This window comes from Pseudomonas sp. EL_65y_Pfl1_R83, from assembly GCF_963970695.1.
GTDB classification, from domain to species: domain Bacteria; phylum Pseudomonadota; class Gammaproteobacteria; order Pseudomonadales; family Pseudomonadaceae; genus Aquipseudomonas; species Aquipseudomonas tritici.
Map to the genome: position 1 here is coordinate 111,527 of NZ_CAXAQI010000015.1, position 24,818 is coordinate 136,344.

At 58.7% G+C, this 24,818-nt stretch carries 24 protein-coding genes, 1 tRNA gene and 4 pseudogenes; 7 read left to right on the forward strand and 22 right to left on the reverse strand.

The window, feature by feature from the left end:
• Positions 1 to 105: 105 nt before the first annotated feature.
• Positions 106 to 969: a methyl-accepting chemotaxis protein gene (locus tag AACY08_RS30600; protein ID WP_445261428.1), complete on the reverse strand. Its 864-nt coding sequence runs from the start codon at positions 967 to 969 to the stop codon at positions 106 to 108.
• Positions 964 to 1,731, reverse strand: a pseudogene (locus tag AACY08_RS30605) (MCP four helix bundle domain-containing protein); the annotation flags it as partial. The pseudogene AACY08_RS30605 and the gene AACY08_RS30600, both read right to left, overlap by 6 nt.
• Before the next feature lie 138 nt (positions 1,732 to 1,869).
• Here AACY08_RS30605 and AACY08_RS20705 point away from each other — a divergent pair.
• Positions 1,870 to 2,169: pseudogene (locus tag AACY08_RS20705) on the forward strand (LysR substrate-binding domain-containing protein); the annotation flags it as partial.
• Between the two features lie 55 nt (positions 2,170 to 2,224).
• Here AACY08_RS20705 and AACY08_RS20710 read toward each other — a convergent pair.
• Positions 2,225 to 2,479 carry a hypothetical protein gene (locus AACY08_RS20710; RefSeq protein WP_339471219.1) on the reverse strand — a complete coding sequence of 85 codons (255 nt, stop codon included), beginning with the start codon at positions 2,477 to 2,479 and terminating at the stop codon, positions 2,225 to 2,227.
• A 280-nt stretch (positions 2,480 to 2,759) separates the two neighbouring features.
• Here AACY08_RS20710 and AACY08_RS20715 point away from each other — a divergent pair, with 280 nt between their 5' ends.
• Positions 2,760 to 3,986 (forward strand): MFS transporter, encoded by a 1,227-nt coding sequence (locus AACY08_RS20715; RefSeq protein WP_339471220.1) that lies wholly within the window; start codon positions 2,760 to 2,762, stop codon positions 3,984 to 3,986.
• A 76-nt stretch (positions 3,987 to 4,062) separates the two neighbouring features.
• Here the strand turns inward: AACY08_RS20715 and deoC are convergent, their stop codons facing one another.
• Positions 4,063 to 4,746: a deoxyribose-phosphate aldolase gene (gene deoC, locus AACY08_RS20720; RefSeq protein ID WP_339471221.1), complete on the reverse strand. Its 684-nt coding sequence runs from the start codon at positions 4,744 to 4,746 to the stop codon at positions 4,063 to 4,065.
• Between the two features lie 120 nt (positions 4,747 to 4,866).
• On the opposite strand from deoC, the gene deoR reads away from it, so the two are divergent.
• Complete coding sequence (deoR, locus tag AACY08_RS20725) at positions 4,867 to 5,631, forward strand: DNA-binding transcriptional repressor DeoR (RefSeq protein ID WP_445261425.1); 765 nt, start codon at positions 4,867 to 4,869, stop codon at positions 5,629 to 5,631.
• Positions 5,632 to 5,651: 20 nt separating this feature from the next.
• On the opposite strand, the gene AACY08_RS20730 is transcribed toward deoR, so the two are convergent.
• From AACY08_RS20730 to dapA, 10 genes and pseudogenes are all read right to left on the reverse strand, one after another.
• Positions 5,652 to 6,725, reverse strand: a complete 1,074-nt coding sequence (locus tag AACY08_RS20730) for an aldose 1-epimerase family protein (protein WP_339471222.1) — start codon at positions 6,723 to 6,725, stop codon at positions 5,652 to 5,654.
• On the reverse strand, positions 6,722 to 8,053 hold the full coding sequence (gene fucP, locus AACY08_RS20735) for an L-fucose:H+ symporter permease (protein ID WP_339471223.1): 1,332 nt from the start codon (positions 8,051 to 8,053) through the stop codon (positions 6,722 to 6,724). The genes AACY08_RS20730 and fucP overlap by 4 nt, the downstream gene beginning before the upstream one ends.
• Positions 8,054 to 8,120: 67 nt before the next feature.
• Positions 8,121 to 9,041: a ribokinase gene (gene rbsK, locus AACY08_RS20740; RefSeq protein ID WP_339414933.1), complete on the reverse strand. Its 921-nt coding sequence runs from the start codon at positions 9,039 to 9,041 to the stop codon at positions 8,121 to 8,123.
• A 371-nt stretch (positions 9,042 to 9,412) separates the two neighbouring features.
• Positions 9,413 to 9,776, reverse strand: a pseudogene (locus tag AACY08_RS20745) (DUF86 domain-containing protein).
• A pseudogene (locus tag AACY08_RS20750) lies at positions 9,766 to 9,936 on the reverse strand (type VII toxin-antitoxin system MntA family adenylyltransferase antitoxin); the annotation flags it as partial. The pseudogenes AACY08_RS20750 and AACY08_RS20745, both read right to left, overlap by 11 nt.
• A gap of 117 nt (positions 9,937 to 10,053) precedes the next feature.
• Positions 10,054 to 10,143, reverse strand: a tRNA-Ser gene (locus AACY08_RS20755).
• A gap of 83 nt (positions 10,144 to 10,226) precedes the next feature.
• Positions 10,227 to 10,940, reverse strand: coding sequence for a phosphoribosylaminoimidazolesuccinocarboxamide synthase (purC, locus tag AACY08_RS20760; RefSeq protein WP_003172493.1), 714 nt, complete (start codon positions 10,938 to 10,940; stop codon positions 10,227 to 10,229).
• A gap of 27 nt (positions 10,941 to 10,967) precedes the next feature.
• Positions 10,968 to 11,726, reverse strand: a complete 759-nt coding sequence (locus AACY08_RS20765; protein ID WP_049709501.1) for an MBL fold metallo-hydrolase — start codon at positions 11,724 to 11,726, stop codon at positions 10,968 to 10,970.
• A gap of 4 nt (positions 11,727 to 11,730) precedes the next feature.
• Entirely contained in the window at positions 11,731 to 12,846 is a 1,116-nt protein-coding gene (bamC, locus tag AACY08_RS20770) for an outer membrane protein assembly factor BamC (RefSeq protein ID WP_339471224.1), read from the reverse strand.
• Between the two features lie 17 nt (positions 12,847 to 12,863).
• Complete coding sequence (dapA, locus tag AACY08_RS20775) at positions 12,864 to 13,742, reverse strand: 4-hydroxy-tetrahydrodipicolinate synthase (protein ID WP_339471225.1); 879 nt, start codon at positions 13,740 to 13,742, stop codon at positions 12,864 to 12,866.
• 273 nt (positions 13,743 to 14,015) lie between these two features.
• On the opposite strand from dapA, the gene AACY08_RS20780 reads away from it, so the two are divergent.
• A complete protein-coding gene (locus AACY08_RS20780) occupies positions 14,016 to 14,576 on the forward strand; it encodes a glycine cleavage system protein R (RefSeq protein ID WP_003172487.1) in 561 nt (186 codons plus the stop codon).
• Between the two features lie 10 nt (positions 14,577 to 14,586).
• Complete coding sequence (locus tag AACY08_RS20785; protein WP_339471226.1) at positions 14,587 to 15,060, forward strand: peroxiredoxin; 474 nt, start codon at positions 14,587 to 14,589, stop codon at positions 15,058 to 15,060.
• Positions 15,061 to 15,212: 152 nt separating this feature from the next.
• On the opposite strand, the gene AACY08_RS20790 is transcribed toward AACY08_RS20785, so the two are convergent.
• Complete coding sequence (locus tag AACY08_RS20790; protein ID WP_339471227.1) at positions 15,213 to 16,283, reverse strand: AI-2E family transporter; 1,071 nt, start codon at positions 16,281 to 16,283, stop codon at positions 15,213 to 15,215.
• Between the two features lie 31 nt (positions 16,284 to 16,314).
• Positions 16,315 to 16,554, reverse strand: a complete 240-nt coding sequence (locus tag AACY08_RS20795; RefSeq protein WP_010212198.1) for a sulfurtransferase TusA family protein — start codon at positions 16,552 to 16,554, stop codon at positions 16,315 to 16,317.
• 94 nt (positions 16,555 to 16,648) lie between these two features.
• Between AACY08_RS20795 and AACY08_RS20800 the strand changes: the two genes are divergently transcribed.
• A complete protein-coding gene (locus tag AACY08_RS20800; RefSeq protein ID WP_339471228.1) occupies positions 16,649 to 18,082 on the forward strand; it encodes a M48 family metalloprotease in 1,434 nt (477 codons plus the stop codon).
• 64 nt (positions 18,083 to 18,146) lie between these two features.
• Here the strand turns inward: AACY08_RS20800 and AACY08_RS20805 are convergent, their stop codons facing one another.
• From AACY08_RS20805 to rpoE, 4 genes are all read right to left on the reverse strand, one after another.
• Entirely contained in the window at positions 18,147 to 19,586 is a 1,440-nt protein-coding gene (locus AACY08_RS20805) for a DegQ family serine endoprotease (RefSeq protein WP_339414945.1), read from the reverse strand.
• Between the two features lie 235 nt (positions 19,587 to 19,821).
• Positions 19,822 to 20,784 (reverse strand): MucB/RseB C-terminal domain-containing protein, encoded by a 963-nt coding sequence (locus AACY08_RS20810; protein WP_339471229.1) that lies wholly within the window; start codon positions 20,782 to 20,784, stop codon positions 19,822 to 19,824.
• A 15-nt stretch (positions 20,785 to 20,799) separates the two neighbouring features.
• Entirely contained in the window at positions 20,800 to 21,387 is a 588-nt protein-coding gene (locus tag AACY08_RS20815; RefSeq protein WP_339471230.1) for a sigma-E factor negative regulatory protein, read from the reverse strand.
• A 32-nt stretch (positions 21,388 to 21,419) separates the two neighbouring features.
• Positions 21,420 to 22,001 (reverse strand): RNA polymerase sigma factor RpoE, encoded by a 582-nt coding sequence (gene rpoE, locus AACY08_RS20820; protein WP_003172477.1) that lies wholly within the window; start codon positions 21,999 to 22,001, stop codon positions 21,420 to 21,422.
• Positions 22,002 to 22,460: 459 nt separating this feature from the next.
• Between rpoE and nadB the strand changes: the two genes are divergently transcribed.
• Entirely contained in the window at positions 22,461 to 24,077 is a 1,617-nt protein-coding gene (gene nadB, locus AACY08_RS20825; RefSeq protein ID WP_339471232.1) for an L-aspartate oxidase, read from the forward strand.
• Here nadB and AACY08_RS20830 read toward each other — a convergent pair.
• Together AACY08_RS20830 and AACY08_RS20835 are read right to left on the reverse strand one after the other, a co-directional pair.
• Positions 24,046 to 24,492, reverse strand: a complete 447-nt coding sequence (locus tag AACY08_RS20830; RefSeq protein WP_339471234.1) for a hypothetical protein — start codon at positions 24,490 to 24,492, stop codon at positions 24,046 to 24,048. The genes nadB and AACY08_RS20830 overlap by 32 nt on opposite strands.
• A complete protein-coding gene (locus tag AACY08_RS20835) occupies positions 24,476 to 24,730 on the reverse strand; it encodes an FAD assembly factor SdhE (protein ID WP_339414950.1) in 255 nt (84 codons plus the stop codon). Before AACY08_RS20835 ends, AACY08_RS20830 begins: the two co-directional genes overlap by 17 nt.
• Positions 24,731 to 24,818: the final 88 nt, after the last annotated feature.

The following is a 24,818-nucleotide window of genomic DNA, read 5'->3' on the forward strand; positions in this document are numbered from 1 at the left end:
ATCATTGTGCCGACCGGTCGAGGGAGTTATCTGCTGGCCGAAGGCGGGAGGAACCGGGTGTTGGAATGGGTGCCCGATACTCACACGCCTTCACCATAAATCGCGCTATAGCTGAAAACGCGCCACCGCCTCGCTCAACGAAACTGCCAACTGCGCCAGCTCGCGACTCGCCCCATTGATCTGCCCGGCGCCGGATGAGGACTGCGCAGACAAGTCGCGAATGTTGACGATGTTGCGGTCGACTTCCTTGGCAACCTGAGCCTGCTCTTCTGCGGCGCTGGCAATGACTAGGTTACGTTGGTGAATCTGGTCGATGGAGTCGGTGATCTGACTCAACGCGCCTCCCGCACCTTCAGCCATGGTCAAGGTAGCGGCAGCGCGCTGGGTACTGGACTGCATTGATGTCAACGCGTGGTCAGACCCCGTGCGCATCGCGGTCACCATCTGATCGATCTCCAGCGTCGACTGCTGCGTACGGTGTGCCAGTGCGCGCACTTCGTCAGCCACGACCGCAAAGCCACGTCCGGACTCACCGGCCCGCGCAGCCTCGATGGCGGCATTGAGGGCCAATAGGTTGGTCTGTTCAGCAATGGAGCGAATCACGTCGAGCACTTTGCCGATATCACGCGATTGTTCAGCGAGGGTCTGCACCAGCGTCGAGGTTTCACCAATATTTGTGCTCAGGGCCTGAATGGCGCTGACGGTTTCGCCGACACGGTGCTGGCCTTCGCGCGCCGTTTCATTGGAGAGGCGAGTGGACTCTGAGGTGGAAACCGCATTGCGCGCTACTTCATCCGCCGCCGAGGTCATCTCGTTGACGGCGGTGGCGGCTTGCTCTATTTCAGCGGTCTGCTTTTGCAGGCTGCGGCTGCTTTGATCAGTGATGCCATTCAGGTCGGTGGCGGACGATGCCATCTGCCCCGCCGACTGACGGATCAGTTGTAAGGTCCCGCGCAGGTTGGCTTGCATGGTCTTGAGTGCTACAAGCAGGCGGGTCACTTCGTCGTCACCGGTAACAGCCACCGTTTGGGTCAGGTCGCCATGGGCCACGTTTTCTGCAGCCCGCACCGCATGGCTCAGCGGGCCGACAATACTGCGCGTCAGCAACCACGCCAGCGCCACTGTGCTCAACGCCGCCAGGAGCACGAAGCCGAACACCATGGTGCGCGAACGACTGTACTGCGCCTCGGCCATCTGTCCCTGCTGGTTGATCTGCGCGTTGTAGTAGTCGGCCAGGGCATTGAGCTGCGCACCGGAGCCATCAATCACCGTTTTCATGTCCACCAGCAGCAGCTTGTTGAGTTCGGCGCCCTGCTGCTTGTCGGCAAGGACGAAAGATTGGGCCAGGCCTTGCTGGTACAGGCGCAGCGAAACCTGGAACTGGTCATAGAGCGAGCGTACCTCAGGGGTGTCGATCACCGCCTCGAGGTCAGCCAGCCTTTTGATCAGGTCCTGGCTGCGGGTGTCCATCTGGCTGCGGTATTGTGGAAGGCTTGCGGGATTCGGATCCAACGCCATGCGCAAAGAGATCGTACGAATGCGCAGCATGATTTCGCGAATGTCCGCCACCAACCGTATCTTGGGCACCAGCCCGCTCTCAACCTGCACCGCACTGGCACGGATGCTCGCCATGTTCGACAGCGCAAAAAAACCCAGCAGGGCCACGAGCAAGGCAATCAAGACAAAACCCAGACCCGCACGGCGGGCGATGGACAGGCTGCGAAGGGACATTTTCGGGAAGCTCTCTTATTTAGAAATACGATGTCGTATGAGAGAGTTTCGGCTCGCGATGGCAGGACTTTAGAGATGCCCAGGAAAGTACTAATGAATATTTCAGTCACTTTTCGAAAAGGATCAACGTAAACCCTGCTTGGCGGAATGCTGTCGCCGTTGACGATTTTTCGTGATCAACAAGGGTTTAGCGGACGGATCGTGGCGTCCTCTTCAAGCCTGGAAGAAGTGCGTCGGTTGGTGATTGCCGGGTTTGGCTTAGGCTGTTTGCCGATTCATGTGGTGGCAGAGGATGTGAAGAACGGGCTGCTGTGGCGGCTGCCGCCAGATGAGGGGATCGCGGACGTGGATATTCATTTGCTGTGGAATCGGGAACAGAAGATGAGTCGGGCGGAAACGGTGTTTATCGAGAGCCTGTCAGAACGGCTTGGGCGATGACTGAGGCCCGGTAGCCGATTCGACTACAGGGCCTTTCCTATCTAGCGGGAGTGACTTAGCTTGCGCGCTCCTTGTTCGCTTGAGACAGAACCGAGGCGGCAAGCGCTTTGGTATCTTCGCTGTATTTATCGCTGCCCAGCACCTTTCCAGCTTTCTGCTCCATCTCTGCACTCGTCTGCTTGTCGGTGCCTTTTTGGGCTAAAGCTGAAGCGGCGAGGCTTTTGGCAATGGTTGAGGCGCTTTGGCTGTTGAGCACTTCCGCCTCCAACGTCGCGATCTTGCCGGTGGTTTCTTTCGTATTTTTGTTCACGATGCAGTTCCTTTGCGGTTGGAGGCGCCCGATCTCGAGCGCTACCACAAAGTAATAAGTTGCCGGGAGTACCGCAATGCGCTGCTCGTAGGCAGCATTTTGAAAGCCTGTACGAAAGGTGCATTGAACGTGTAGTGCGTGCTAGAGCGTCGTATCGATTGCACTGATGATTACTATCGAAACGAGCGCCTGCCCGATTTTCAACACTGATTCCTATAATCGCGTCCAAATTACCTCCCCCTCGCCTGGCTTCAGGCGACGCTCATCCTGGAACCCAACCATGCCAAGTGCCAGCCAGGCCCCTCGCGGCCTTCCCGAACATAATCAACAAAGTGTCAAACAGCAGTGGTTGGCAATTCTCTCGGTTGCCGTGGGCGCGTTCGCCTTGGTCACCAGTGAGTTTCTGCCCGTGGGCGTGCTCAACGACGTCGCCAGCGACCTCGGCATCACTGCCGGCCACGCAGGCCTGATGGTCACCCTGCCTGGCATCATGGCCGCCCTCGCCGCCCCCCTGCTGTCGGTGATCATTGGCACCATGGACCGTCGCTATCTGCTGATCGGCCTGACGTTGGTCATGATTATCGCCAACTCAGTCGTGGCCTTCGCCAGTGACTTCAGCCTGCTGCTGTTCGGCCGCGTCTTGCTGGGTATCAGCATCGGCGGTTTCTGGGCGACGGCCATTGCCCTCAGCGGCCGCCTGGCCCCCAAGGGTGTAGGCGTAGCGAAAGCCACATCGATCATCATGATGGGGGTGACACTGGCCACCGTACTGGGCGTGCCCGTAGGGACCTGGCTCAGCGGCCTGATGGGCTGGCGCATGACCTTCCTGGTCACCGCGCTGTTGGGCATACCGGTGGTCCTGGCGCAGGTCTTCCTGCTACCCCGGCTCAACCCGGAAAAGGCCATTCAAGTCAGTGACCTGCCGGCGTTGTTTATCAACCCACGGGCTCGGGTCGGACTGATCGCCGTATTGCTGATCGGCCTGGCGCACTTTGCCGCGTATACCTATGTCGCACCTTTCTTCAAAAACAGCTCCGGCTTCGATGGCCCGACGATTGGCTCGCTGCTGCTGATGTTTGGTGTGGCAGGGGTCGCGGGTAACATTTTCGCCGGCTTCGCCGCCAACCGCAGCGTGCGCTACACCCTGCTGCTGGTCGCGCTGATGATCGGCACCAGCACCGCGCTGTTCCCCCACTTCGCCACCGGTTTGACAGGCGCAGCGATGCTCATTGCGCTCTGGGGTTTCGCCTTTGGCGCCTTCCCGGCCTGCGCCAGTATCTGGATGTTTGTGGTCGCGCCCAAGGATGTGGAACGCGGCATGCCGCTGTTCGTCGCCTTGTTCCAGGTGATCATTGCCTTGGGCTCGTTCTTTGGCGGGCGGATCGTCGATCAGATGGGCAGTTCAGTGTTGTTAAGCCTGGCTACGGCGTTGGTGGGATGTGGGTTTGTCACAGTGTTGGTGCTGGGGCGTAATGTGAGTAACAGCCTGGCGGCCCAACCTGCCTGACAGACCAGTCCCCATTAAAAAGCCTGCTGAGCATTGAGTTCAGCAGGCTTTTTCAATGGCCGGGTACAAAACGAATTCAGTAACCCGCCGCATCCTCGAGCTTGCCACTGACAATGCTCACCCCCGAGCTTGTGCCCAGGCGGGTGGCGCCGGCTTCGATCATGCCGACTGCAGTCGCATAGTCGCGCACCCCACCCGACGCCTTGACCCCCATCTGCGGGCCGACGACGCGGCGCATCAGGGCGATGTCTTCAGCGGTGGCGCCACCGCGGCTGAAGCCCGTCGACGTCTTGACGAAAGCCACGCCCAATTCACGGCAGATTTCGCAGGCCCGGATCTTTTGCTCCTCGTCCAACAGGCAGGTTTCGAGAATCACTTTCAGCGGCACCGCACCACAAGCTTGATGCACGGCGGCGATATCGTCGCGCACTGTATCCAGGCGCCCTTCGCGCAGTGCGCCGATATTGAGCACCATATCGATCTCTCCCGCGCCCACGGCAATTGCCTGTTGGGCTTCGAAGGCTTTACTCTCGCTCAGCCCCGCACCCAATGGGAACCCGATCACTGCGCAGACTTTAACCTTCTGCCCTGCAAGCAATTGAGCGGCAAAAGGCACCTGGCCCGAGTTCACGCACACGGAATAGAACCCATATTCCTGCGCTTCTTTGCATAACGCTGCAATTTGCTCCCGCGTCGCGTCGGGCGCCAGTAAGGTGTGATCGATAAACGGTGCAAGTGCTGCGGGTGTGATTGAGGTCATGAAATCCGTTCCTGATGAAGGAGCACGATGGGCGAATGTGTTAGAAGACGCGCCCAGCAAATGTTAATATAATACCAATAAATGATGTAATTACAACATAACTGGCCGATCGGAATACCTGTGGAAAGCAAACAATCAGAACGCATCAAACTGATCCAACAAGCCCTGCAGGACCAAAAGGCGATCCATCTGCGGGAGATGGCCGCGTTGCTGGAAGTCTCGGAAATGACCCTGCGCCGGGATCTCAACCGCTACCCGGACAAGTTCCATTTACTCGGCGGGCATATCACGCTCGCATTCGACCCGGAAGGCGCGCCCGACTACAAAGTCACGGAGCAAGGCACTCGGCATGTGGAAGAGAAACGCCGCATCGGCAAGCTCGCGGCCGCGGTTATCAAGCGCGGCGACACGGTATTCTTCGACTGCGGTACCACGGTGCCCTTTGTGATTGATTTCATCCCCGATGAACTTGAGTTCACCGCGGTTTGCAACTCGCTCAACGTGTTGCTCAAGCTGCAGCAAAAACCCAACTGCACGATCGTCCTCTGTGGCGGCACCTTCCATCGCAAGAACCAAGTGTTCGACCATGCCAACGAGAGCAGCATCCTCGACAACGTGCGCTTGACCTGGGCATTCATCTCGGCCGCAGGCGTCAGCGAAACCTTCGGCGTGACCTGCTTCAACTTCAATGAAGTGGCGGTCAAACAGAAGGTCTTGCGCCAGGCCCAGCACCGCATGCTGCTGGCCGACCACAGCAAGTTCGACGTCGTGCGCACCGCGCATTTCGCCACCCTGGAACAATTCAACGTGGTGGTCTCCGATAAGAAGTTGCCCAAACCATACCGTGAGCTGATCACGCAATACGGCGCGCAATGGGTGGTGTGAACCTCCCTCGCCACGCCTCATCAGCCGCCCAATTCATCCCGTAGGCGACAACGCTCCTCAGCCGACAAATAGCCGGTGCTCACGCTGAACAGCGCACGTTGCCCGCCGGCCAATGAGCGCACATTGCCTTTGTTTTTTTCCGCCAGGTAGCCCTCGGGTTCGCAGGTAGAGGGCAAGACGAATGCGGCGACACCTTGGTCGGCGTTATGCAGGATCCAGCGGGTGGCATGGGAGAACTGATCGGGCCGATAGCGGGTGTAAAACGCCGAACCTTCGGGATGGTCCAGTAGAAAATGCGCACGACCTGCAGCATCGCCGGGCACCTCTTCGAAGAAACAGACAATTTCCGGATCATGCAGCGCGGGGCTGTTCAGGGTGCTCAAGCGCAAGGGGTCCTGGCTCAACTCAGCCATATAGGCCGACCACTCGGGAGTTGGCTTGACGTGGGCCGGCACGCTGCTGCGAACCCGGACACGGGCGCCGGCCAAGGGCTCGACCAGGCTGGCGCCGGGAATGTAGGCGTAGTTCATGTGGGCCATATACATCAGTTCCATGGCCTTGCCCGCAAGATTGGTGACCGCCATGCCGATATCAAATACCCCCGAGCCGACACGCAGGGTCAGCGTGGGTGTGGCCCGATAGTGGTCGCCAAACCCCTGCACATACTCGTAGTCCCCACCTAGGCGCAGGTACAGGCCAGCCGCGTCTTCCCCCACTTCCAGCCAGGCGGCGTCCATCGGCGCGCAGGGCATTTCGCCGTGCAGCGGGTGGTCATCGGCCGGGGCCGGGCAACCATTGCGCAGCAGCCCGGCGTGGAACATAAAACAGCCGTAGGTGCCGATCACCGTCGAACTGGGCTTGGGCTGGCGAACCATATTGCGCATGGTCAGCTCGCAACCGTCGAAGGTCGCGGACCAGATCATCTGCCCCTGGTAAGGCAAGGCCACCACGCGGCCGCGGGCATTTTCCAACGCCAGCGCCTTGACCCCACTGGGGTAGGTCCAGGCCAGCACGCGAAAATCGGCCGATTGCAGCAGGGTCTTTTCGACGCCGCTGAACTGCTCGGGAGACAAGGCCAGCGTAAAGGTTTTCATGAGGCCACCACAGCGCCAGCCCGAGGCTGCGCGGCGCGACTGTGACGCATGCAGGAATAGGCGTAGGCCACAATCACCACAAAACACAGCAGGGGCACGCTGTACGCCAGCTGCATATTGCCGTGAGTGGCATCTGACAACAGGCCTTGGAAGACCGGAATCACCCCGCCGCCGACGATGCTCATCACCAGCAGAGAACCGCCGACACTGGTGTCTTCGCCCAGCCCTTCAATCGTCAGGCCATAAATGGTCGGCCAGCACGGCCCGAGGAAAATGCTCACCACGACCGCTGCATACACCGCGCTGATATTCGGTACCAGGATGGTGTAGGCGAGCAAGGCAATTGTCAGCACGCCGTAGATGGCGAGGACCTTGGCAGGGTGCAGCTTGCGCATCAACAGATTGGCGATCATCTTGCCGACGAAATAAGCGGCAAAGGTCGTCAGCAGGAACCATGACGCGCTGCGCTCGTTCATCCCGCCCATCTGCATCGCCAGGCGAATGGTGAAGCTCCAAACACCCACCTGGGCACCCACATACAGAAACTGCGCCAGCACGCCGAAGGTAAAGCGCGGATTACGCGACAGGCGCGCCAGGCTCTGGCCGAGGCTGGGCTTTTTAACATCAGCCTTGACGTTGCCCCGACACGCGGGGAAGCGGGTGATGGCGATGAGGATAAACATCAGCACCAGCACCGCGATCATCCACTTGTACGGCAGCAGGGTCGACTGGATCATTTCCAACTGTTGGATAGCCGCCTCAGAGGCGCTCATCTGGGTCAGTTGTTCGTGGGTCGCATCGGTGTCCTTGAACATCACGAAGCTGCCGACATACACCCCGGCCATGGCGCCGAACGGGTGGAAGGTCTGCGAGATGTTCAGGCGGCGGGTGCCGGTCTCCCGCGGGCCCATCAAGGTCGAGTAGGTGTTGCAGGCGGTTTCGAGAAACGAAAGCCCGCACGCGATCACAAACAGCGCCATCAGGAACATGCCGTAGGTGGCGCTGGATGCCGCAGGAAAGAACAGCGCGCAGCCCGCCATGTAGAGCATCAAACCCACCAGAATCGTGCTTTTATAACCGAAGCGACGGACCACCAAGGCCGCCGGAATCGCGACGAAAAAGTAGCCCAGGTAAAACGCCGACTGCACAAACGCGGTCTGGAAATCGCTGAGCAAAAAGGCTTTCTTGAAATGCGCGATCAGCACGTCATTCATGCTGGCCGCCGCCGCCCACAGCGCGAAAATACTGCACAGCAGCAAAAACGCGAACCAGGGCGTGCGATTGAGATAAAAACCATCGGCAGTTTGTTGGAGCGGGACTTTTGTCATTGTTATTCTCCGTGGGGTATACGGCGCGTCAGCCATACAGGGATGGCCGACATCGGTGATAGACGACTCAGGACGGGTCAAAAAACTCGGCGAACCGGGCAACGTCGGGGTAGGAACTCTGGGTGCCGAGGCCGGTGACCGAACAGGCGGAATACGCCACCGCCCGGGTCATGGCCGCACGCATATCGCCCTGCTGGGTCCAGTAGTGGGCGAAGCAACCGATAAAGGCATCACCAGCGCCGGTGGTGTCCCGGGCCTCGACCTCGCGCCCAGGCACATGGAACTCACCCTCCTCGCCCACATACAGCGCGCCATGCTCGCCGAGGGTGACGATAACGTGGCGGATACCCTGGGCGACCAACACCCGCGCGGCGAGTAACGCACTCTCAGGCCCCTCGACCGACTTGCCGGTGATCAGTGACAGTTCGCTTTCATTGGGAATGAAAAAATCCAGCTGCGCCAGATGCTCGCGGCTCAAACCCGCGACCGCAGGGGCCGGGTTGAGCAACACCGGAATGCCGTGCCGTTTGGCAAACTCGATGGCGTAGTAGACGGTTGCCAAGTCGATTTCCAACTGCAGGACGATGAGGCTGCATTCGCGTAAAGCCGCGTCCGCGGCGTCGATATCAGCCGGCTTCAAATGCGCGTTGGCGCCTTTGACGATGAGGATGCTGTTGTGGGAATCGCTCTGCACAAAGATTGGCGCCACGCCGCTGGACACCCCCGGCACCCGCGTGACGTAGCGCGAGTCGATGGCATGGCGTTGAAAATTGGCCAGGGTGTTATCGGCAAACATGTCATCACCCAATTTGGTCAGCATCAACACTTCGCTGCCAAGCTTGGCCGCCGCCACTGCCTGGTTCGCCCCCTTGCCGCCGCAGCCCATGGCAAAGCTCGGAGCCTCAAGTGTCTCGCCCTGACGGGGCATTCGGTCGATATAGGTAACCAAATCCACCATGTTGCTGCCGATGACCGCGATCTTATTCATGGATATCTTTACCTTGTGCACGCTGTGGCAGGCACCACAGCGTTATTATTTTTGTTATTTAAATAACATTTTCTGTGACTACTCAACCTATTTTTTGTGAGTGCGGAAAAGTTGGGCTGATGCGCTGATGAGAGGAAGCGCGAATTAACGGAGGGGACGACGCCGTGCGAAGGCGCTCGGTTCGTTCGAAGGCTTGGCTGATGTGTAAAAAACGACAGCGAACCTGACGGTTTAACGTTGAAAAAACAGTGCCCACGCAATGGCAGGCCGAAGGCGCTTAAGGGCCCTGGGGAGTAGATCACGGGAACATTCAGAAGGGAGGAGCAACTACTAAAACGCCTGCTGAACATTGAGTTCTGCAGGCTTTCTCTTCATCTGAGTCGAGTGTCTGGGGTAGCGCTTGACTGACTCGCATCCTTAATCAGGATAAATGAACTGAACGCCAAAAAATCACCCAAATGCTGAGTGATGATCGCAACGGTAATCGGCAATTGGAGGGGTTGATACTCGTGCACGGCGATATTGCGAAAACCGACCATGCTCTTCAGGTTGGTCAACAGGATGCTGCCCCATATCCAGCGCGGCTTCGCACGCACGTTGAATATTAAGAATCGCTGCGTCCTGACGGATGAAGTCAGTAGCGAAACTGGCAGGGCCCTTTGCGTACTCCTCGCGGGCGCGAGCGACACCGCGCTCAATGCCCGAGGCGTTGTTGATTAGCACATCATCGGCCATGCACTTTTCCGCCCTTCTGAATATCTGACAGCAGCCCCGCTCGTGCAGCGTCCAGCGCGGTTTTTTCACTGAGGGTATAGCTCTCGAAAATACCCGCCTGACTGTCCTTGTTCCGGAGCCGTCGCCCTGTTGTTATGACTGGGTACTGCATGACGGTGTTACGGCCCATGATGCCATCTGATAAATGACCGTAGCAGGATTCATCTTGAAATTTCTGCCCCAAAACAAAAAACCCCCAACAACAATTAAGTTATCAGGGGTTTTCGTTATTCAATAATGGCGGAGAGATAGGGATTCGAACCCTAGGTACCGGTGAAGGTACAACGGATTTCGAATCCGTCCCATTCGGCCACTCTGGCATCTCTCCAACGGCGCGCATCATAACAGCGTGAATCAGGAAAGCAAAGCGCCGAAGCGATTTTTTTCCGTGCTATCAGATGCTTGCGTCGATTAAAGCGGTACGCCGAGACGATTGGCAACTTCTTCGTAGGCTTCGATCACATCACCGAGGCCTTGGCGGAAGCGGTCTTTGTCCATCTTCTTCTTGGTGTCCTTGTCCCACAGGCGGCAGCCGTCCGGGCTGAATTCGTCGCCCAGGACGATGGAGCCATCGTGGAACACACCGAATTCGAGCTTGAAGTCGACCAGCAGCAGACCGGCGTCGTCGAACAGCTTACTCAGCACATCGTTGACCTTGAGGGACAATTCCTTCATGCGCGCCAGCTGCTCAGCGGTGCCCCAGCCGAACGCCACGACGTGGGATTCATTGATGAACGGGTCGCCCTTGGCGTCGTCCTTCAGGAACAGTTCGAAGGTGTATGGATTGAGCTTGAGGCCCTCTTCCACGCCCAGGCGCTTGACCAGGCTGCCGGCGGCGTAGTTACGCACGACGCATTCCACCGGGATCATGTCGAGCTTCTTGACCAGGCACTCGTTGTCGCCCAGCAGTTTGTCGAATTGGGTCGGAATGCCGGCCTCTTCGAGTTTCTGCATAATGAAGGCGTTGAATTTGTTGTTCACCATGCCTTTGCGATCAAGTTGTTCGATGCGCTTGCCGTCGAACGCCGAGGTGTCGTTGCGAAACAGCAGGATCAGGCGGTTGGCGTCGTCGGTCTTGTACACCGACTTGGCTTTGCCGCGGTAGAGTTCTTCACGTTTTTCCATGATGGGCTCCGCTTTGAGTGAGGTGGGCTAGGCGATGTGGCGCCAGTCGAGCCCTGAATCTTGATCGGCCAGTTGCAGCCAGTCCGGGTCGCACCCAAGGGTGTCGACAAAACATTGCCGGGCAAGCGTCGGCAGGTTGTTCTTGCTGCTCAAGTGGGCCAGGACCAAGTGTTGCAGGTCTTGCCAGCCCAACTCATACACCAGGTACGCGGCCTGGTGGTTGTTCAAATGTCCCAGTTCGCCGCCCACCCGCTGCTTGAGAAAGTAGGGGTAATGACCGCGAGCCAGCAGGTCTCGGCAGTGGTTGGACTCGATCATCAACGCATCGAGGTTCCGGTAACCGTCCAGCACCTTGGCGCAGTAGGAACCCAGGTCAGTGAGCACGCCGAAGCGTCGCTCTCCGTCACTGAAAACATACTGCGTCGGTTCCTGAGCGTCGTGCGCCACGGCAATCACATCGATGCTCAGGGCACCGATTTGCAGTTGCTCGCCACCGGCCAGGAAACCCGCGGGCTCAATGGGTTTGCGCATCCCGCGCAAGGTGCCGCGACTGAGGTACACCGGAAGATTGTAGCGCCGAGACAGCAAACCCACGCCATGCACGTGGTCGGCATGTTCGTGGGTCACCAGAATCGCACTCAGCTGCGCGGGGTGAACCCCCAGGCGCAGCAGGCGCCGCTCGGTTTCTTTTAACGAGAAACCACAATCCACCAGCACATACGTGTCGTCATGGGCGACCAGCGTGCCGTTCCCTTGGCTACCGCTGCCGAGAACGGCAAAACGCATCGGATCAGCCCAGGTTGTCCTGAATCACGCCCAATACTTTGCGCGCTGTTTCAGCGGGCGCAACGGTATTGATGTTTTTCTCGACGGTGACTTGCACGCTTTCGCCCACTTTGCTCAAACGAACCTGATAACGCTCGGCGCGGGTTTCGACTTCTTCCTTGGTCGGCTTGCTGCCGAACAATTTGCTGAAGAAACCTGGTTCATCATCTTTGCGCTCGGCCTTTTCAGCCACGTTGATGTAGTACAGGCCCAGGCTGCGGTTGATATCTTCAACACGCCAAGGGCCCTGTTCCAACGCGCGGCCAACACTGGCCCAGGCACGATTGAGGTCTTCACCCAGGCTCAGCACAACGTTGCCGCTACCGTCTTCAGTGAGGCTGACGCGGCTCGGGGTGTCGTAATCACGTGCGGCGAGCAGCGAAACGGAACCGCCCTTCTCGGAGATACGGCTCATGCTGGCCAACATCTCGTCGACCAGTGCCGAGTCGACACCGGGGTTAACCGAACGATTGGTGAAATCAACGTTGGCGGTGCTGCCGGCAGGACGCTCGGCGCTGACCACGTAGACTTCACTGGTATTGCGTTGTACACCTGGCTCGATGCGCACACGCACTCGGGCTTCGCTGTCGGCGGCTACACCACCGGCCTGCAGGCGCTTGGCCATGGTCGCGGAGAGCTCGCTGCCCTGCTGCCATGCAGTGGTGAATTCACCGGTCTGCGGGCGTTGCTGATCAATGCGAAAACCGTTGTCCTGGAAGAACTGCACCGCCACCGGCCAGACTTCGGCGGGCGGGCGCTGAGCCACGATCCAGCGGGAGTCACCGCTTTTCTGCAGGCTGTAGTCACTGGCATCCGCCACGGCCGAGATCGGCTGTGGACGCGGCACTACGTACTCACCCTTGGTGGTGTCGTCGGCAACGTTGCGCGGGATCGGCAGCAAGGGGTCAAGGCGCTTGGCGACATTGACGCCAGGCGGCAACTCCATCGGCTTGGTGGGTTGGGCTTCCAGGTAATCGCTACCGCGGTCACGGAAGTAGCCATCCGGGCCCCAGATCCAACCGCAGCCACTGGTGCTGGAGATAATCAAGGCAAGTGCGGAAAGTCCGGCCAATCGCTTCATGCGTAATGCTTCCTCAATTAAACCAGGACGCCGGACTGGCGCAGGGCCTGTCGCAGCGGTTCGTGACAGGCTTCACTAAGACGAGTGAGCGGCAGACGGATACCGTCCGGCATCATGCCCATTTCAGTCAGCGCCCATTTCACGGGAATAGGGTTGGATTCGATAAACAGTGTCTTGTTGAGCGGCATCAGCTTCTCGTGGATCGCGCGGGCGGTCGGGGCGTCGCCGGCGATGGCGGCAGCGCACATCTCGCTCATGGCACGCGGGGCCACGTTGGCGGTCACAGAGATGTTGCCTTTGCCGCCGAGCAGGATCAGCTCGACCGCCGTGGCGTCGTCACCGGAATACACCAGGAAATCGCCGCTCACGCCGGCCAGGATGTCCTTGGCGCGCTGCAGGTCGCCCGTGGCTTCCTTGATGCCGATGATGTTCGGCACGGTGGACAGGCGGATCACGGTCTCGGCCTTCATATCGCACGCGGTACGACCCGGTACGTTATAGAGGATCTGCGGGATATCGACCGCTTCGGCAATGGCGCGGAAGTGCTGGTACAAGCCTTCCTGGGTCGGCTTGTTGTAGTACGGGGTCACCAGCAGGCACGCATCGGCGCCCGCCTTCTTGGCGTTCTTGGTCAGCTCGATTGCTTCGCGTGTCGAGTTGGCGCCCGTGCCGGCGATCACGGCAATACGGCCCGCAACACGCTTGACCACGAACTCGATCACTTGGATGTGTTCTTCCACATCGAGAGTGGCCGATTCACCGGTGGTGCCGACCGCCACGATGGCGTTGGTGCCTTCTTGCAGGTGGAAGTCCACCAGTTTGCCCAGGCTGTCCCAGTCGAGACGACCTTGTGCATCCATGGGTGTGACCAGTGCCACCATACTGCCCGCAATCATGCAACCGCTCCTGCCGGAAAAAGAGAGCCGTAATGGTACTGGCGCCAAGATGCTTGCACAAGCAAAGTACCGCCTGAGGATGCGTTCTGACGTAACTAAACGACGGACAATGCCATCATCGGGCCAAAGCACACCCTGAAGCACGATGAAATAGGACCGATCACGCAATGAAAACGCCACCTCCTATCCCTTGGCGACGCTTTTCGCTACCCTTCATCCTTTGATCGATACCGCCCTTACAGTATCGACCGCTCATCGTTTTAGGAAGGCTGCATGTCCACCCCCACAGTTCGCGAACAATTCCTTGTTATCAGTGCCCTCGGCGCCAACCCCATGGAGCTGACTAACGTCCTGTGCCGCGCCAGCCATGAAAACCGCTGCGCCGTCGTAACCTCCCGCCTGACCCGTCATGGCGAGTGCAGTGCGCTGGTCCTGCAGATCTCCGGCACTTGGGATGCCCTGGCTCGCCTCGAAACCGGCCTGCCGGGCCTGGCAAAGAAGCATGACTTCACCGTCAATGTGGTACGCAGCGCCGCCCTGGAAAATCGTCCGCAGGCTCTGCCTTATGTGGCGTATGTCAGTTCGGCCTATCGCTCGGACATCGTCAACGAGCTGTGCCAGTTCTTCATCGACCACAATGTCGAGCTGGAGAACCTGACCTGCGACACCTACCAGGCCCCGCAAACCGGCGGCACCATGTTGAACGCCACGTTTACCGTGACCCTGCCGGCGGGCGTGCAGATCAGTTGGCTGCGCGATCAGTTCCTGGATTTCGCCGATGCCCTGAACCTCGACGCACTGATCGAACCGTGGCGCCCACAGAACCCAATGTAAGGAAGTTTTCATGGCCGTAGTCATCGACCAACCCATAGCCGATTTCGAAGCCCAGGCCACCAGCGGCCAGACCTTCAGCCTCGCAGCCCTCAAGGGCAAGCAAGTGGTGCTCTACTTCTACCCGAAGGACAGTACGCCGGGCTGCACCACTGAAGGCCAGGGTTTTCGTGACCAGTACGCAGCGTTCAAGGCGGCCAACACTGAAGTGTTTGGCGTGTCGCGCGACAGCGTGAAGTCTCACGAAAACTTCAAAGGCAAGCAGGAGTTCCCCTTCGAGCTGATCAGCGACAAGGACGAAGCGGTTTGCCAACTGTTTGACGTGATCAAGCTGAAGAAGCTGTATGGCAAGGAATACCTCGGCGTGGATCGCAGCACGTTCCTCATCGACAAGAATGGCGTGCTGCGTCAGGAATGGCGTGGCGTGAAGGTGCCGGGGCATGTGGATGCGGTTTTGGCCGCGGCGCAGGCGCTGAACAAGCCTTGAGTCTGTAGTAAGCGGGCTTGTCCCGCGCTGGGGTGCGAAGTGCCCCCAACATAGCCGCCGCGTTTTTTTCAGATAAAACGCGGCTGCAGGTTTAAGGGCTGCTTCGCACCCCCGCGCGGAGCGAGCCCGCTCATACAAGTTGTGTCATACCGTTACAACAACGGCGCAACGACCGGCTCTTGACGCGGCCATGCATCCAGCACCGCCTTGAACAGCGTCGCCAGGGGGATCGCAAAGAACACGCCCCAGAAGCCCCACAACCCACCAAACAACAACACTGCGCAGATGATCGCTACCGGATGCAGGTTGACGGCCTCCGAGAACAGCAGCGGCACCAGCACGTTGCCGTCCAGGGTTTGGATAATCCCGTACACCGCCATCAAGTAGATGAATTGGTCGCTCCAGCCCCACTGGAACAAGGCAATCAATGTAACCGGCACCGTCACCACCACCGCGCCTACGTAAGGCACCACCACTGAAATCCCGACCAGCAATGCCAGCAAGGCCGCGTAGTTCAGGTCCAGGGCAATAAAGGCAATGTAGGTCACGCCCCCGCAGATAATGATCTCGATCACCTTGCCGCGTATGTAGTTGGCGATCTGCCGGTTCATTTCCTCGGCAACACGGGTAATCAGCGCTCGCTCGCGCGGCAGGTAGCCACTTACCCAACGGCCGATCATGGCGCGGTCCTTGAGGAAGAAGAACACCAGAATCGGCACCAGCACCAGGTAAATCATGATATTCACCAGCAGCGGCAAGCTGGACAGGGAAAAGGTCAGCGCCCATTGGCCGAACTTTCCGATCTCGCCGCGGGCCACTTCTATAGCCTGCAACACCTGCTCATCCGACACCAGGTGCGGGTAGCGTTCCGGCAACAGCAGCAACAGTGATTGCCACTTGGCGAGCATGCCCGGCAACTCATTGAACAGAGTGATCAGTTGATGCCATAGCAACGGCAGCACTACCACGATAAACAGCACCAACACGCCCATGAACAAGGCGAACACCAGCCCCACCGACACCCCGCCCGGCAGGCGCAACCGTTCCAGCGCCGTGACCAGGCCTTGCATCAGGTAGGCCAGCACCATCCCCGCCAACACCGGTGCCAACATGCCACCCAAGGTGAGCACAGCCGTAAACGCCAGAAACAACAGAACCGCCAGCACCACGGCCTCCTCATCGGAGAAGTAGCGCTGGATCCAGTCTCGTAACACTTTGAACATCAATCAACCTCAGGTGGTGGGGGCAAACAGTTCAGGCCTTGCGCAACCAGTAACGGTACACACCGGCGGCGTCTTCTTCGTGCAACAGGGTGTGGCCGGCCAGCTTGGCAAACGTACGAAAATCACGCTGAGAGCCTGCGTCCGTGGCGATTACCTTAAGTACGGCGCCACTGGCCAGACGATTGAGTTCCAGCTTGGCCTTGAGCAAGGGCAACGGGCAATTGAGGCCGCTGGCATCAAGTTCGGCATCAAAAGCTACAGCGTCGGTCATGGTTTTACTCCGGGCACGCGTTGGGCTGCTTAGAATATCTGGTCCGAAGCTCAGTGTCCGGCTACAGTAAGCTCTTTGTCGAAAGGCTCTGTGCATGACTTTTTTGCGCCCTACCCTGCTGACGCTGGCTTGCCTGCTGGCCTCCCCAGGCTTCGCTGACGACCTGCCGTCACTTGGCGACGCCAGTTCTGCCATTGTCTCGCCACAACAGGAATACCAGTTGGGCCGCGCCTGGCTGGCCTATCTGCGGGGCCAGGTCTCGCAACTCAACGATCCGCAGCTCAAGGATTACGTCGAAACCAGCGTTTACAAACTGGTGGAGACCAGCCAAGTCAACGACCGTAGGCTGGAGTTCATCCTGATCAACAGCCCGCAACTGAACGCCTTTGCCGCACCCGGCGGTATTGTGGGGGTCAACGGCGGCCTGTTCCTCAACGCTCAGACCGAAGGGGAATACGCTTCGGTGCTGGCGCATGAGCTGGCGCACTTGTCCCAACGCCACTTCGCCCGTGGCGTGGAAGCGCAACAACGCATGCAGCTTCCGATGATGGCAGCGTTGCTTGGCGGCATCATTGCCGCAGCCGCTGGTGCAGGTGACGCGGGTATTGCTGCGATTGCCGGCACCCAGGCTGCTGCAATCCAAGAGCAGCGTCGGTTCTCGCGGCAAAACGAACAAGAGGCGGACCGTATAGGCATCCTCAACCTGGAAAAAGCCGGTTACGACCCGCGCTCCATGCCAACCATGTTCGAGCGTCTGATGCGCCAGTACCGCTTCGATGCCAAGCCACCGGAATTCCTGCTGACACACCCGGTCACCGAATCGCGAATCGCCGACACACGCAACCGCGCCGAGCAGTCCAAGCCTGGCGGCAAAGAAGACAGCTTGCGCTATCAACTGATCCGCGCACGGGTGCAATTGCAGTACGAAGACACCCCGGGTCTCGCCGCCAAGCGCTTCCAGGCGCAGTTGGACGAGAACCCGAAAAACGATGTAGCGCGTTATGGTTTGGCTATCGCCCAGATCAAAGGCTCCCAATTCAAGCAAGCGCGGGAAAACCTGACAGCGTTGCTGGCCAAGGCACCGAACGACATTACCTACAACCTGGCACTGATTCAGTTGGAGATCGACAACAATCATCTGCCCGATGCCCAGCAACGTACCGATCGGATGCTAGCCCAATATCCGGGCAACTATCCGCTGAATCAGATCCGAGTAGACGTGTTGCTCAAACAGAACCGCACTGCCGATGCAGAGAAGGCCTTGGACGGTTTGCTCAAATCCCGCCCCGACGATCCCGACGTTTGGTATCAGGTTGCGGAAACCCGAGGCTTGTCCGGCAATATCATTGGCCTGCATCAGGCCCGCGCCGAATACTTCGCATTGGTAGGTGACTTCCAGCAGGCCATCCAGCAGTTGGATTTTGCAAAGCGTCGCGCTGGAAGCAATTTCCCGCTGTCGTCGCGTATCGACGCGCGTCAGCGTGAACTGATCGAACAGGAGCGCCTGGTCAAAGGAATGATGAGCTAAATCCAGCGGCCAAAAAAAGCCCCGCCCTCGTTAAACGAAGGCGGGGCTTTTTCTTTTTACCGGGTTACTCGGCCAACTTGAAGGTTATGAAGCTGGCACGCCCCTGACGCAGCACTCGCATCGATACCGAGCGGTTCTTCGGCAGCGCCTTGGCGATGTCAGTGAACTGCTTGGTATTGTCGATTGCCTGATTATTCAGGTGGGTGATCACGTCACCTGGCTGCAGGCCAATCAGGGACGCAGGGCCATCCTGGACTTCCTTGATCACGACGCCGCTCTTGAGGTCGTATGTCTTCTTTTGTTCAGCGGTCAGTTCGGCGACAGCAATGCCCAGGCGATTGCTGCTGCGTTCGGCACCCGGCTTAGCGTTACCCAAGGCATCCAGTGCTGCCCCTTCTTCAGGGATTGCGCCAACAGTCAGCTCAACGTTCTGGCGCTTGCCCTCGCGGATCACTTCAAGCTTGGCCTTGCTGCCTGCCTTGAGCGCGCCTACCAGGTGCGGCAGGTCGGCCGACATGACAATTGGCTGGCCGTTCATGCTAAGGATCACGTCGCCGACTTGCAGGCCACCCTTGGCAGCCGGGCCATCGTCCTGGATCTGCGCGACCAGTGCACCGGCCGGCTTGTCGAGGCCGAAGGATTCAGCCAGGTCTTTGTTCACTTCCTGAATCACCACGCCCAACCAGCCACGGCTGACCTTGCCACCGCTTTTCAGTTGGTTGGAAACGTCCATGGCTACATCGATCGGAATGGCGAACGACACCCCCATGAAGCCACCGGAACGGGTGTAGATCTGCGAGTTGATCCCCACCACTTCGCCGGCCAGGTTGAACAGCGGGCCACCGGAGTTGCCCGGGTTGATCGGCACGTCGGTCTGGATGAATGGCACGTAGTTTTCGTTCGGCAGGCTGCGGCCAATGGCGCTGACAATGCCTTGAGTCACGGTATGGTCAAAGCCAAACGGCGAACCGATAGCGACTACCCACTGCCCGGCTTTCAGGTCCTGGGATTTACCCAGTTTCAACACTGGCAGGTCTTTGCCTTCAATCTTCAGCAAGGCCACATCGGATCTTGGATCGGTGCCTACCAACTTGGCTTTCAGCTCACTACGATCAGCCAGGCGCACGAGAATCTCGTCGGCATCGGCAATCACGTGGTTGTTAGTGAGGATGTAGCCATCCGGCGAGATGATAAAGCCCGAGCCCAGGGACTGAGCCTCACGCTGGCCGCCACCGCCGCCACGGGGGGCGCGCTGTTGCGGCATGCCGCGCTCGAAGAACTCGCGCAGCATCGGCGGCAGGCCTTCCAGGTCCGGCATCTGCTGGTTGGAGACTTTGCGATCCGGCAGTTTTTGCGTGGTACTGATGTTCACCACGGCAGGCGATGCCTGCTCAACCAATTGGGTGAAGTCAGGCAACTCGACCGCTTGCGCAGGTAAGGCCTGACCCAGCACCAATACCGTGGCGACTATGGATAGGTACGATTTCAAACGTGGTATCGACATACAGCTCCCGTTACAACGAGCAGGGTTGAGCGACAGGGTTCAAGAAACGCCGAAAACTGCGACCGACATCTTTGTTCCGCGAACAAGACAAGGCCAGAGCCGACAAGCACTGACCTATAAAAAACATGAGGGATTTTTGCAAGTGAAAATGCTGATCCAGACATTTCATGTCTCTCGGCAGCCAACCTGGCATGCAACTACAGTGAAACGTCAGGATGAACATAGAATTAACGACTCACGGCTGGGCGACTGGCTTTTTTTCACCGCGTACCGACAATGCGATACGTTCTGCGGTGCCGATTGGAATCTCGCCCACTACTGTCACCATCATTTCGCCGTCCACCGTATTCAGGCGGCGCGATACTGCAACGGTGGGCCCCAGTTGAGTGCGGGTTTCAGTGACGCTCACATCGCTGATTGGCTCGAGGAACACCGAGAAACGCGCCAGCCCGTCTTCATACATCAGGCTGTCGACGGTCGCTTTGGTCTGGGTGTCTTTTCGAGCACCGCTGTTGGTCAGCTGAAACCCGGCCGGCAACCATTCCAGATGCCAGGTCTCGGTAGACTGCACCTCTGGGGCTTTATCATTGGCGACCGTGATGGATGTGCATTCGCTGCTGGGCTGCAGATCGCGGTCTTCAGGGACGAGCGACGTATTCAACCGCGTGAACTGGAAACGCTCGAGCAACTGCCCCTGATCATTGAGTAACAGTGATTTGAGCGGCAGCGCGGTTTCACGGTCCAAGTGCAGCTCAAAACCATAGCGGTATTGGTCACGGGGAGTGATTGACACGATCACCGCATTGCGACCGGCCACGCGGGATTTGCCAATAACGGCCATTTCGTAGAATTGATTGAGTTTTTGTGGATCAAGTGCACGTGATGGTGCATCGCGCGAATTGCCAAGGCCTGCGACAAGAGTGCCGCTGACGCATTGCGTTCGACCATCCAACCGCACGACTTCCTGGGCAGAACCATCAAGCTGCAAGAGCCGCTCACGGACCTGACCATTCTGGACGCGATGCCAGATGTCATGAGTAGAAAAACTGCCGTTACGTTCGTAGACAAACGTACCTTGAAAGCTTTGCTGCTGTTCTGCACGCCCAAGTCGAGTCAACCAGTCTTGGGCTTCATCGGCATGGCCGGGGAGTGCAAAACAACCACTGAGCAAAAGCGTAAGGAGCGGTATGGCTCGCATAGAGCTCCTTACGGATTAGCGGTTTTCCAGGCTTGCTGCGCGAGCGTATGGCAGAGCGCTCTCAGTGCCTTTCAAGGCAGATTCCTGTGCATGTTGGCGCAGGTAGCCTGGAAGACGCTGATCCTGCCAGCCGGATTGCCCTTGCAACACACCGTTGGCCATAGGACCGGTGGAGTCAGAGCTTTCCTTGTAGCCGGCCAGTACCGCTGGGCCTTTGACTTGCGGACCGGCCATGACCGGTTGCTGAGTCTGCTGGGCCAGCTCGGCACCGGCGATTTCGTCCTGATTATACAGGCGAACACCGGCCAACACTGCGACAGTCACCGAGGCAGCCACTGCGAGGCGACCCAGGCTACGCCATGGACCACGAGCAGATTTTGCCGGAACGGCTTCATCAGCAAGCGCAGCAGAAACCGCCGCAGCAATATCCAGACGAGGGATTAGAAGATCCTTGTGCATCACCGCCCGAGCGACTTGGTAACGAGACCAGGTATCACGGGTTTCGGCATCATCAAATGCATTGAGCACTCGACGAAGTTCCAGTTCATCCGCTTCGTTATCCATCACTGCGGACAGCGATTCCTGCAGGGCATCACGACTCATGGCGGTTCCTCTCTTGGCTGTAGCCGCTGTCTTTAGTTCTCTTGCAACAGCGGTTGCAAGGCTTTATCGATGGCTTCCCTGGCCCGGAAAATCCGCGACCTTACAGTCCCCACCGGACACTGCATGACACTCGCAATGTCTTCGTAACTCAGACCATCGAATTCACGTAAAGTTAACGCCGTACGCAAATCTTCTGGCAGTTGCTGAATTGTGCGATGAACGGTGCCTTCGATCTCGTCGCGCAGCAACGCACGCTCCGGCGACTCGAGATCTTTGAGGCCGTGATCACCATCGTAAAATTCTGCATCTTCTGAACTTACATCGCTATCCGGCGGGCGGCGTCCGCGAGACACCAGATAGTTCTTCGCCGTGTTAATGGCGATTCGGTATAGCCACGTGTAAAACGCACTATCACCGCGAAAATTACCAAGTGCACGGTAAGCCTTGATAAAGGCCTCCTGTGCAACGTCCTGCGCTTCATGGGTGTCGTGCACAAACCGCACGATCAACCCGAGAATTTTGTGCTGGTATTTCAGCACTAGCAGATCAAAGGCCCGCTTGTCACCGCGCTGAACGCGCTCGACCAGCTGCTGATCCTCTTCCTGGGTTAGCATGAACACTCCTCGTTGTACTTGAAGGAGGCTTGCATAACTAAACGATCAGGCTTGCAAACATAGACTCGGACTTTTCGCAAAAGTTCTCCCCCTCAAAGCAAGTTTCCGGCATGCACTGATTTGGCACACACGAAAAACGCAGCACGGGCAACGCCGGCTGCGCGAATAATCTTGTCGCCGGTTTTCTGACGCGTCCAATGCTCCCGACGGGCCAATAAACTCAACGTTTCCCAGCTTCCGGGCAACCTGCTATTGAGTCGAGGCTTATGCAAAAAGTTCCCGTCTCAATAACCCGCCGATTTTACCGAAGCCGTGCACCGTAATCTCATATTGCCACGAATGCCCGACTATTGTGCCGCTCCACCCCTCTATATACTAGTAGCCCGTGCGACCCTTTGATTCGCCGATCCAGGCGTCCTGTTTGCGCCACCCCGGATCGCTTTTTGCGGAATCCTTTAAATGAGCCAACAGTTTCAACACGATGTCCTGGTAATCGGTAGCGGCGCGGCCGGCTTGAGCCTTGCGCTGACCCTCCCCAGCCACCTGCGTATTGCGGTACTGAGCAAAGGCGACCTGGCAAACGGCTCGACGTTCTGGGCCCAGGGCGGTGTCGCCGCCGTGCTGGACGACACCGACACGGTGCAATCCCACGTCGAAGACACCCTCAATGCCGGCGGCGGCCTGTGCAATGAAGAGGCGGTGCGCTTCACTGTCGAGCACAGCCGTGAGGCGATCCAATGGCTGATCGACCAAGGCGTGCCGTTCACCCGTGACGAACACGCTGGCAGCGACGACGGCGGCTTTGAATTCCACTTGACCCGCGAAGGTGGCCACAGCCATCGCCGAATCATCCACGCTGCCGACGCCACAGGCGCAGCCATTTTCAGGACGCTGCTCAACCAGGCACGCCAGCGCCCCAATATCGAGCTGCTTGAGCAACGCGTCGCCGTCGACCTGATCACAGAGAAACGCTTGGGCCTGGACGGCGAACGCTGCCTCGGCGCCTACGTGCTCAACCGTGTCAGTGGTGAAGTCGACACTTACGGCGCGCGCTTCACCATCCTGGCCTCAGGCGGCGCAGCGAAGGTCTACCTCTATACCAGCAACCCGGACGGAGCCTGCGGCGACGGTATTGCCATGGCCTGGCGCTCCGGCTGCCGGGTGGCCAACCTGGAATTCAACCAGTTCCACCCCACCTGCCTGTATCACCCACAGGCCAAGAGTTTCCTGATTACCGAAGCCCTGCGCGGGGAAGGCGCACACTTGAAACTGCCTAACGGCGAACGCTTCATGCAGCGCTTCGACCCGCGCGCCGAGCTGGCCCCGCGCGATATCGTCGCCCGTGCCATCGACCATGAAATGAAGCGCCTGGGCATCGACTGCGTCTACCTGGATATCAGCCACAAGCCCGAAGCCTTCATCAAGACCCACTTCCCCACGGTTTATGAGCGCTGCCTGGCGTTCAACATCGACATCACCAAAGGCCCGATCCCTGTGGTGCCGGCCGCTCACTACACCTGCGGCGGCGTGATGGTCGACAGGCATGGCCGCACTGACGTACCCGGCCTGTATGCGATTGGCGAAACCAGCTTCACCGGCCTGCATGGCGCCAACCGTATGGCCAGCAATTCGTTGCTCGAATGTTTCGTCTATGCGCGCTCCGCGGCGGCGGACATCCTCGAGCAGCTGCAACGCATCCCGGTGCCTGCCGCCCTGCCCCGCTGGGACGCCAGCCAGGTCACCGACTCGGACGAAGACGTAATCATCGCGCACAACTGGGATGAGCTGCGCCGCTTCATGTGGGACTACGTGGGAATCGTGCGCACCAACAAACGCCTGCAACGCGCGCAGCACCGGGTGCGTCTGCTGCTGGATGAGATTGAGGAGTTCTACAGTAACTACAAAGTCAGCCGCGACCTGATCGAGCTGCGCAACCTGGCCCAGGTAGCAGAGTTGATGATCCGCTCGGCCATGGAGCGCAAAGAAAGCCGCGGCCTGCATTACACCCTGGACTACCCGCAGATGCTGCCCGAAGCCCGGGACACTATTCTGGTGCCAACCACCTACGGCGGCTGAACTTCAAGCGCACCCGCAGGCGCCGATGCACATCGGCGACCTGCGCATCCGACGGCACACAGATAGAACGCACCCACCACGCCCCAGGCACCCGATAGCGCAGCACCACGATTAGCGGCAGCGCCAAGCTGTCGGGACGCAACTGCACGCTGTGCCAACCTCGCTCAGCACTGAGCAACTGCCAGCCATCGGCGTCGCGGCGCAGGCCACGAATCGACGAACGGTGTGTGAGCAGGATATGACGCGGTAAAACCCAGGCGGCATGCGCCAGGCACAGCAACATGCCCAGGCTTGAACAAGACAGATCAAGAAACAAAAGCGCAGCCAACGCGAACAGCTGGGCGAGGAGATACGCCGCCAGCATCAGCCGTGAGGCCTGCCAGCGGCATTCAAACGTATTACTTGGGCTGAACACGGTCCAGAATCATCCGGACCATACGCTGCAGTTCCGGGTCTTCCGATTCGGCACGTTCCATAAACCAGCCGAACATGTCCTGGTCTTCGCATTCCAGCAGCCTGACATAGAGGTCGCGATCCACCTTATTGAGCGTCGCATACACATCCTTGGTGAAAGGCACCAGCAACACGTCCAATTCCAGCATGCCACGACGGCTGTGCCAGTAGAGACGATTGATTTCTACATCTTCGACCATGGAGCGCTCCTCAAATAGAGCGCAAGTATACAGGCCCGACGGCACCGGAACAGTCGGCTTTGGTCGCCCCATACGGAAACTATCCATT

Coding starts and splice junctions, on each gene's coding strand:
- AACY08_RS30600 (WP_445261428.1), bottom strand. CDS start 969: ATGCAAGCCAACCTGCGCGGGACCTTACAACTGATCCGTCAGTCGGCG.
- AACY08_RS20715 (WP_339471220.1), top strand. CDS start 2,760: ATGCCAAGTGCCAGCCAGGCCCCTCGCGGCCTTCCCGAACATAATCAA.
- deoC (WP_339471221.1), bottom strand. CDS start 4,746: ATGACCTCAATCACACCCGCAGCACTTGCACCGTTTATCGATCACACC.
- AACY08_RS20730 (WP_339471222.1), bottom strand. CDS start 6,725: ATGAAAACCTTTACGCTGGCCTTGTCTCCCGAGCAGTTCAGCGGCGTC.
- fucP (WP_339471223.1), bottom strand. CDS start 8,053: ATGACAAAAGTCCCGCTCCAACAAACTGCCGATGGTTTTTATCTCAAT.
- rbsK (WP_339414933.1), bottom strand. CDS start 9,041: ATGAATAAGATCGCGGTCATCGGCAGCAACATGGTGGATTTGGTTACC.
- purC (WP_003172493.1), bottom strand. CDS start 10,940: ATGGAAAAACGTGAAGAACTCTACCGCGGCAAAGCCAAGTCGGTGTAC.
- AACY08_RS20765 (WP_049709501.1), bottom strand. CDS start 11,726: ATGCGTTTTGCCGTTCTCGGCAGCGGTAGCCAAGGGAACGGCACGCTG.
- bamC (WP_339471224.1), bottom strand. CDS start 12,846: ATGAAGCGATTGGCCGGACTTTCCGCACTTGCCTTGATTATCTCCAGC.
- dapA (WP_339471225.1), bottom strand. CDS start 13,742: ATGATTGCGGGCAGTATGGTGGCACTGGTCACACCCATGGATGCACAA.
- AACY08_RS20780 (WP_003172487.1), top strand. CDS start 14,016: ATGTCCACCCCCACAGTTCGCGAACAATTCCTTGTTATCAGTGCCCTC.
- AACY08_RS20785 (WP_339471226.1), top strand. CDS start 14,587: ATGGCCGTAGTCATCGACCAACCCATAGCCGATTTCGAAGCCCAGGCC.
- AACY08_RS20790 (WP_339471227.1), bottom strand. CDS start 16,283: ATGTTCAAAGTGTTACGAGACTGGATCCAGCGCTACTTCTCCGATGAG.
- AACY08_RS20795 (WP_010212198.1), bottom strand. CDS start 16,554: ATGACCGACGCTGTAGCTTTTGATGCCGAACTTGATGCCAGCGGCCTC.
- AACY08_RS20800 (WP_339471228.1), top strand. CDS start 16,649: ATGACTTTTTTGCGCCCTACCCTGCTGACGCTGGCTTGCCTGCTGGCC.
- AACY08_RS20805 (WP_339414945.1), bottom strand. CDS start 19,586: ATGTCGATACCACGTTTGAAATCGTACCTATCCATAGTCGCCACGGTA.
- AACY08_RS20810 (WP_339471229.1), bottom strand. CDS start 20,784: ATGCGAGCCATACCGCTCCTTACGCTTTTGCTCAGTGGTTGTTTTGCA.
- AACY08_RS20815 (WP_339471230.1), bottom strand. CDS start 21,387: ATGAGTCGTGATGCCCTGCAGGAATCGCTGTCCGCAGTGATGGATAAC.
- rpoE (WP_003172477.1), bottom strand. CDS start 22,001: ATGCTAACCCAGGAAGAGGATCAGCAGCTGGTCGAGCGCGTTCAGCGC.
- nadB (WP_339471232.1), top strand. CDS start 22,461: ATGAGCCAACAGTTTCAACACGATGTCCTGGTAATCGGTAGCGGCGCG.
- AACY08_RS20835 (WP_339414950.1), bottom strand. CDS start 24,730: ATGGTCGAAGATGTAGAAATCAATCGTCTCTACTGGCACAGCCGTCGT.